Genomic DNA, 4,416 nt, shown 5'->3' on the forward strand with positions numbered 1-4,416 from the left:
TTGACCTTCGAGGACTTGGACCTTGCTTTATACCAGGCGTTTGCTGCCGTTACTTCTTCGGACTGTCGTAACTGGTTTGCTTGTGCCGGTTATTGTTGATATTTTATGGGGTTGCTCTAAGGACATTATACCATAACCATCCCGGATTCTAAAAAAATTAAACCCGGAAGCTCACTAACACAAAACGATATGGTTTGCACTAATCTCTTATGATACTATTTAGACACGGAACGGACATACCGTCAAGTTCCGAATAAAAATAGAATGGAGAAATTCTTATGCGAATCATCAAAAATGGTAGCGACGTTCTCGACCGGGCTGACTGCATTACGATCAACTGCTGCTCTGGTGCAGTTGGTGCATTCCCCGACGAAGTAGAAGACGAGCTCTAAAAAGCAAATTTCATCTTGTGCGAATACGGTTGCCCAGATTTGAGCAACCGTATTCGTGATATATATACATTTATAAAAGAGGATTATCAATGAAGCACTCAATATTCAATTATATCAGCCAGGAAGTCAACGGGCCGACGTTGCTTTTTAACACTGCCAAAGAAACTCTGGTCGAGCTGGATCAAAAGACTCTGGATCAGTATGAACGAAACGATTTAGATAGTGACACGCAGGCTGCTATGGCAGATCTGGGTTTTTTGGTCGCAGATGATGTAGATGAACTGGCATCTTTGGAGTTTAAGTGGAAGAATAATTTCACAAGCTCGAAAAAGTTGGAACTTACTGTTATGGTTACAGACGCCTGCAACTTTCGTTGCCCCTATTGCTACCAGGCTCACAGTACTCACAACATGGGCATCGAGGAAACAAACCGGCTGTGCCGATATCTTATGAAATCCATTGATAATGGGGTAGAGGTTATCAACATTCACTGGTTTGGTGGAGAACCACTTTTGAATACTGCTCCCATTTTTTATATTGAGCATTTTTTAAAAGAGAAGGGTATCAAAGGCAGTTCCAATGTTACAACAAATGGTTATCTGCTCACAGAAGAACTGCTGCACCGATTCAGAGAAGAAACTCGAATTCATGCGTTTCAAATTACTCTGGATGGAACAGAAAATTTGCACAATAAAACACGCCGGCATGTTTCAGGAGAGCCCACATACAAACGAATCTGCAGCAATATTGTGTCTGCGACACAGAACAACTTTTTTGTCATCATTCGTCTGAACATGACAAAGGAAAATCAAAATCTTGATGCTTTTCTTGCAGAGATCAATGCTTTAGGCCTTCCCCGTTCAAGGTATTTCATCCACATTACAAATGCTCACGAGTTCACCAACTCTGAAAAGCTCAGCAATTTCTACTTCAACACCGCAGAGGAGTACAGTATTGCTTATGACCGTGCACAGGATTCTTTTACAAAGGCCCATTACAAATTTCCGAGAAATGTAACCCGAACGGCAGGGTGCAGCTTTGAGTCCGGCAATACCTTTCTAGTTGGAACGGATCTTAAATTATACTTCTGTTCTTCTTGCGAGTGTACTGACGAATTTGAGCAAGGCTATATTGACGAATCCGGGCAAATCCACCTGAATGAACATTACCGAAATCGAATCAATGCCAGTCCTTTTGCTGACGATGAATGTCGCAACTGTGTTGTTTTGCCTCTTTGTATGGGCGGTTGCACATACTGTCGTCTGAGACAAAAGAAATTCTGTATCCCTGAGAAGTATTTTCTAGACAAATACATCCATAAACTGTACACTGAAGCTTTATCACAAAAGGAGGCAGCACACTCATGAAAAAATATCTGGAAGATCGCGGCATCTATATTACATTCCCGCAGCTGATTGTTCGGATTCTTTTTGACCTTGGCGGCTTTCTGCTGACACTGCTGCCTGCAGCGCTGACTCTGTATCTGACGGATGCCTGGATTGGCTCCGGCACCCTGATCCCTTTGTCTTGGATACTGGGCATCGTCGTCTGCGTTTTCGTCATCCACTTCTATCAGTTTTATTTTGTCAATTACAATGCACAGATGAATGCAGACCGGATGGCCAGCAGTTACCGCCAGCATCTGGCCCGGAAGATTCTTTCCAGCAGCATCCCTGCCTATGAGAGCCAGAACAAGGCACGCATTCAGTATATGGCCAACGATGTCAGCGCCGTCTACACCATGAGCAGTTATCTGGTTACTGTGCCATCCAATATTATCAAAGTGATCGTCATCATCGGGCTGCTGTTCGCCTTGGCCAGCCCTGCCATTGCCCTGACAGCCATCATCCTGATTCCGCTCTATATGGTGCCCAACTTTCTGAATCAGAGCAGGCTGGAAAAGCTGGTGGCCAAAGAGCGGGCCGCAGGTGATGCGTGGTATCAGGAATTTGACGTCATCCTGAACGGTAAAGTCAGCGTCACTCTGAACAAAGTAGGGGATTATCTTCAGAAACGCCATGATAAGGCCCTCAAAACCTATCTTGACGCCCGCAATCGCCAACACTTTTTCCTGCTGATTGTGCAGGAATTCCCCCTCTTTGTCACCACGCTGGCTCCGCTTCTCATCCTCACCATCGGCGGAAATCAGGTTGTCCTGCAGAATATGACCATCGGCCAGCTGCTGTTCTCGATCCAGATCATCGGCTATCTGTTCAACCCGCTGTCCGAGGTCTCCATGCTGCACGCCCAGATTGTCAGCCAGAAGCCTACCTTTGACCGGGTGGCCGACTTTCTTGCCCTGCCCGACCAGAAAGTGGAGACCGAAACAGCAGCTTGTCCCAAAATCGAAGCCCATAATATCGACCTGATGCGCTCGGAAAAGGAAGTGCTCTTTCATGTACCGGAGTTCACGGCGCAGGACAAGGGCATCGTGCTGATCCACGGCGAAAACGGCTGCGGCAAATCCTCTCTGTTCAATATCATTTCGGGCGTATTTCCCAGGGACGATCATCATTTTCGGGTCCATGAATCCGGCAACTTTACCTGTGAAAAATCGAAGCTCAGCTATCTTTTCTATCCCAACTTCATCTTCACAGGTACTGTCCAGGAAAACATTGTCTGCGGACGTGCTGTCTCTGATGCACAGTATCAGGAACTGGATTCCGTTCTTCAGCTCCCACCTGCTGACAAACAGGTGACCATCAAGCCGGAAAACCTGTCCCTCGGTGAAAAGCAGAAGATTTATCTGGCCCGCACCCTGCTCAGTGACGCCTCCTGCATCCTGCTGGACGAACCCGGCAGCAATCTGGATGAAAAGACCGAGCGTGCTCTCGTCGATTATCTGGTGAAGCTCCGGGAACAGAAGCTGATCCTTGTCATCAGCCATAACGCCTACTACGATGCCGTGGCTGACAAGACCTATGAGATTTGCAAACACCAGATGAATCAAGTGTGACACAAAAGGCTATGGAATACAGCAGATGCCCAACGGACAGCGAAAGTCATTCAAACAGTGACTCGCTTTCGTTAACCGTATCAAGAGGGTTTATATTATGATGTCTGGTTCTATCTCTGATTGCCTGGGAGAAAATTCCAGTTATATTCAATTGCCGCAAACGCATTTTCAAAAACCCCCTGAAGATGAACAGGTCCGTAAAAAGTAGACAATAGACAAAAAACCTCCCCGTGTAGGATAATAGAACTACACGAGGAGGTTTTGCTATGCCCAGAAAATACACGAAAATAAATCAATATGAGAAAGAAATTCTGCAATGGAAAAGCGAGGGTATTACCAACCGTGAAATCGCCCGGAGACTAGGCATGGAATACTCGCAGGTTCATAATTGGGTATCACGGTATAATGAACGACAGCGCAAACTCAAGGCGGGAATTGTTCCGCGGAAAAAAGGCAGGCCACGCAAAGACTCTGAGCCGAGAGATATTGTAGCAGAACAGACATATATCATCCAGCGACTGAGAATGGAGAATGAGCTGCTGCGGGATTTTATGCGATCCATGGGGAGGAGGTGAAGCCAGGATTTAAATATGCTGTTATCCACCGCCATCGTATGAAGTATCCAATCGTACAGATGTGCAGGATGCTAAAGGTTTCCCGAAGCGGTTATTACAAGTATGTCAAACAGAGGCAGCACCCTGTAAAAGATCTGGAACTTGCAGAAAAGATTCGGGCGAAGCAGGAATCCAGCAGAAGAACATATGGATACCGAAGGATAAAACTCTGGCTGGACAGCGAAGGAATCGTCAAAAACCCCAAGACAATTTTAAGAATTATGCACAAATACGATCTTTTAAGTGAGATACGCCGCAGAAGAAAATGGGTCCAGATGGGCTGGCAGGTCCACAAATACCAAAACCTTCTGAATCGTGAATTCAATGCTACACATCCAAATCAAAAGTGGGTCACAGACATTTCTTACATTCATACCAAGGAAGGCGTTCTCTATCTGTCCATGATCCGTGATCTGTATGACAGAAGCATTGTCGCTTACAAGACCGGTACCAG

The 4,416-nt window shown here is 45.9% G+C and carries 4 protein-coding genes; all 4 read left to right on the plus strand.

Going from position 1 to position 4,416, the window contains the following annotated elements; genetic code table 11:
* Positions 1-481: 481 nt before the first annotated feature.
* Positions 482-1,759, plus strand: coding sequence for a radical SAM protein (locus tag B5G28_RS14050; RefSeq protein ID WP_087249809.1), 1,278 nt, complete (start codon positions 482-484; stop codon positions 1,757-1,759).
* On the plus strand, positions 1,756-3,348 hold the full coding sequence (locus B5G28_RS14055) for an ABC transporter ATP-binding protein (protein WP_087249811.1): 1,593 nt from the start codon (positions 1,756-1,758) through the stop codon (positions 3,346-3,348). Before B5G28_RS14050 ends, B5G28_RS14055 begins: the two co-directional genes overlap by 4 nt.
* 266 nt (positions 3,349-3,614) lie before the next feature.
* The gene (locus B5G28_RS14060) at positions 3,615-3,923 is read left to right on the plus strand and encodes a helix-turn-helix domain-containing protein (protein WP_087249813.1); all 309 of its coding nucleotides are present in this window, start codon (positions 3,615-3,617) and stop codon (positions 3,921-3,923) included.
* The coding region (locus tag B5G28_RS14065) for an IS3 family transposase (protein ID WP_144265574.1) at positions 3,920-4,416 on the plus strand (497 nt) is incomplete at its 3' end. The genes B5G28_RS14060 and B5G28_RS14065, both read left to right, overlap by 4 nt.

The organism is Faecalibacterium sp. An77 (assembly GCF_002161315.1).
GTDB lineage: Bacteria > Bacillota > Clostridia > Oscillospirales > Ruminococcaceae > Faecalibacterium.